This is a genomic window from Glycomyces dulcitolivorans (genome assembly GCF_003265355.1).
GTDB classification, from domain to species: domain Bacteria; phylum Actinomycetota; class Actinomycetes; order Mycobacteriales; family Micromonosporaceae; genus Glycomyces; species Glycomyces dulcitolivorans.
Map to the genome: position 1 here is coordinate 1 of NZ_QFRW01000155.1, position 3210 is coordinate 3210.

Here is a 3210-nt window from a genome sequence, read left to right on the forward strand (position 1 = left end):
GCCGCGTGGCATGCGCTCGCGCAGGTGGCGGCCACGGGGCGGCGCGCGCCGGGGCCGAGCCTGAGCCCGCTGGAGCGGGCGGTGGAGCACTTGCGGGAGACCGCGCCGCGCCGCACGTCGGTGACGGCGCTGGCGGCGATGGTGGGGCTGAGCGCCTCGCAGTTGAGTGCGTTGTTCCGGGAGCGGCTCGGCCTGTCGCCGTTGAAGTTTCAGGTGCAGTTGCGGATGGCGCGGGCGCGCGAGCTGCTGGACGGGACGGCGCTGCCGGTCGCGGCGGTGGCGCGGGAGGCCGGGTACGAGGACCCGATGTACTTCTCGCGGCAGTTCGCGCGCCAGCACGGGTTGACGCCCACGGCGTTCCGGGCGCGGGGGCCGGTCGGGTAGTCCCCGGAGACCGGAGCCTCCGGGGACCGGAAGGCTAGACGCCGAGCCAGGACTGGGGGCCGGCGTAGGTGTCGAGGAGGGTCGGCAGGGCGCTCGCGGCGTCCAGTGTGTACGAGTAGTAGTCCGACGGCGTGAAGGCGGAGCCGCTGGTCACGCGGTCGCCCGTGCAGTCGACGCAGATGCTGCCGCTCTGGCGCAGCTGCGCGGTCGCGTCCGGGTAGTACGGGTCGTTCACGGAGTCGAAGTACGAGTTCTCCAGGACCATCTTGGTGGAGCCGCGCGAGTAGTTCCCGTACCCGGAGATGTCCTGGAGGTAGTTGTTGTACAGGTGCGCCAGCGCGACGTTGTCGGTGCTGGGGTTGCGCTGGTTGGTGCCGTGGATCCAGTTGTGGTGGATGGTGATCCGCGAGGTGACGTTGGTGGTCCAGCCGATGCCGAAGGACTTGTTGTTCGGCCCCAGCTCGTTCCAGGAGACCGTGAGGTTGGTGGTGTCCTTTCTGGAGTCGATGAGGCCGTCGTTCATGTTGTAGATGCGGTTGTGGTCGATCCAGACGTTGGAGGCGGTGTCCATCTGGATGCCGTCGTAGTCGTAGGCGTCGTCGCCGGGGTCGTCGTCGGCCATGAGGGTGTCGCGGATGGTGAGGTTGCGGATGATGACGTTGTTCGTGCCGGCGCCGAGGAAGAAGCCGCCGCCGACGATCTGGCCGGAGGTGCCGACGCCGATGATGGTCTTGTTGGAGCCGACGCTGATCTCCTTGCCCTTGGGGCTGATGTTGATCGTGGCCGCGACCTTGACGGTGTAGGCGCCGGAGGCGGCGGCGTAGCGTTCGAGGTCGGCCTGGGTGGTGACGGTGACGGTGGTGCCGCCTTGGCCTCCGGTGACGCCTTGGGCGAAGCCTTCGAGGCGGTCGACGTTGGCGGGGCGGGCGCCTTCGGCGGGGATGAGTTCCCACTGCTGGTTGACGGCGCCGGTGGGCGTGTACTGGGAGATCCTGCCGCCGTTGGCCGTCGACCACTCCCAGACGTCCAGGGCCTTGCCTGAGGCGCGGTTGACGATGGTCGCGTACCCGCCCGATTCGGTGACGCGCCACTGCTGGTTCGTGGCGCCCGACCAGCCCCACTGCTGGACCTTCGCGCCGTCGGCGGTCGAACCGGACGCCACGTCCAGGACCAGACCCGACAGCCGGTTCTCGATCCGGAAATAGCCCCCGCCGACGTCGACGAAACGGAACTGCTGGTCGGTCGAGCCGTTGCTCGACCACTGGACGAGCTCGGCACCGCTCGCGGTGGACGCCGCGCGGATGCCGAGCACGAGGCCCGAGTGGCGGGATTCGAGGTTGTACCAGGTGCCGGCCTCGACGGCTTCGGCCTTGGCGGTCTGCCAGAGGCTGATGGAGGTCGCGGCGAGGGCGGCGGCCAGGAGGACTGCGAGGGCGAGGACGGGTCGGCGCAGGCGCGCCGGTATGGAGTTCATGGTCGTGGGTCTCCTTGTCGGAGTTCGGGTCACGTCCCTCGTCATGCCGGGTATCGAAGGCGGTGACTATTTACTTTCATCAATTTACATAATCGGAGTGCGGCCGCGCAAGGGCGGGTCACACCGCAAGGCCGCTGTTGCGAGTGAGGCTCGACGTCCTCTAAGGTAAGGCTTACCTAAACAAGGAGGAAGACGTTGACCCCCCGAAAGACGTTGCGCCGCAGGGCGACCGCGATCCTGGCGAGCGTGGCCGGACTCATGATGGCCGCCTCCTGCACCACCGACGCCCCCACCGAGGCGGCCGACGACACCGCCGAGCGCGAGGACCGGCTCAGCGAGCAGTGCCAGGAGGCCGTCGTCCCCGAGCTGCCCGAGCTCCCGCCCGTCGCCGAAGGCACCGGCACCCAGACCGTGGCCACCCAGTTCGGCGACGTCGACCTGCCCGTCGCGCCCCAGGCCGCACTCGGCATGTACACCACCGACGTCGACATCCTCACCTGGCTGCGCTACCCGCTCGCCAGCTCGCAGCCCATCCGCGGCGACGCCGGGTACACCACGTTCCCGTGCTTCTTCCCGCAGGAAGCCCTCGCCGACGTCTCGACCTTCGCGAACTTCCCCGAGTACGACTACGAGTCGATCCTCCTCGCCGAACCCGACTTCATCCTCAACGGCCTCGGCTACGACCCCGACGTCGTCGAGCGCCTCCCCGAGATCGCCCCCACCTACAGCGTCGACGCCTTCGACGGCCGCTCCTGGATGGAACACTTCGAGGAGACCGCCGCCGCCCTCGGCCGCACCCGGTACTACGAGGAGTGGAAGGCCGTCTACGACGCCCGCATCGCCGAGGTCGCCGCCCGGATCGAGGACCCGGCGTCCATCACCGTCGCCCCCGTCGGCTACTGGGAGGACCAGTTCCAGACCGGCTGCTACGCCGGCGTCGAATGCCAGGTCTTCGCCGACCTCGGCCTCACCATCGCCCCGACCTCCCTGGAGAACGACCGCGAAGGCGAGGCGCTCAGCGGCGAGCAGATCGGCAAGATGGACGGGATCGACTACGCGTTCATGATCCGCGGCCTCGGCGACGAGGAAGAAGCGGTGTTCCAGCAGCTCCTCGACGACGCCGCCCAGAACCCGCTGTGGGGCGACCTCGACTTCGTCCAGAACGACGGCATCGTCGGCTACGAGTTCGAGATGACCTTCGGCTCCCCCAGCGGCCAGCTCGCGTTCCTCGAAGTCGTCGAGCAGGCGCTCGCGGCATGACCGGCGCCCGGCCCGCGCGGGCCACGGCGGACACCGCTGCGGCGGAAGCGGTCCCGGTCGACCGGCGGCGGCGCCGGGCCCTCGGGCTCGCC

Annotated in this window: 3 protein-coding genes; 2 read left to right on the top strand and 1 reads right to left on the bottom strand. The window is 69.3% G+C overall.

Features of this window, described 5'->3' with window-relative positions; all coding sequences use genetic code 11:
* Positions 1-384: helix-turn-helix domain-containing protein (locus DI269_RS13350; protein ID WP_157974964.1), on the top strand; the 384-nt coding region annotated here is incomplete at its 5' end.
* Positions 385-418: 34 nt separating this feature from the next.
* On the opposite strand, the gene DI269_RS13355 is transcribed toward DI269_RS13350, so the two are convergent.
* Complete coding sequence (locus DI269_RS13355; RefSeq protein WP_112136641.1) at positions 419-1858, bottom strand: RICIN domain-containing protein; 1440 nt, start codon at positions 1856-1858, stop codon at positions 419-421.
* A 195-nt stretch (positions 1859-2053) separates the two neighbouring features.
* On the opposite strand from DI269_RS13355, the gene DI269_RS13360 reads away from it, so the two are divergent.
* Complete coding sequence (locus tag DI269_RS13360) at positions 2054-3118, top strand: ABC transporter substrate-binding protein (RefSeq protein ID WP_157974965.1); 1065 nt, start codon at positions 2054-2056, stop codon at positions 3116-3118.
* Positions 3119-3210 lie beyond the last annotated feature (92 nt).

Excerpts from the sequence above, each read along its gene's own strand:
- DI269_RS13355 (WP_112136641.1), bottom strand. The coding sequence starts at position 1,858 with ATGAACTCCATACCGGCGCGCCTGCGCCGACCCGTCCTCGCCCTCGCA.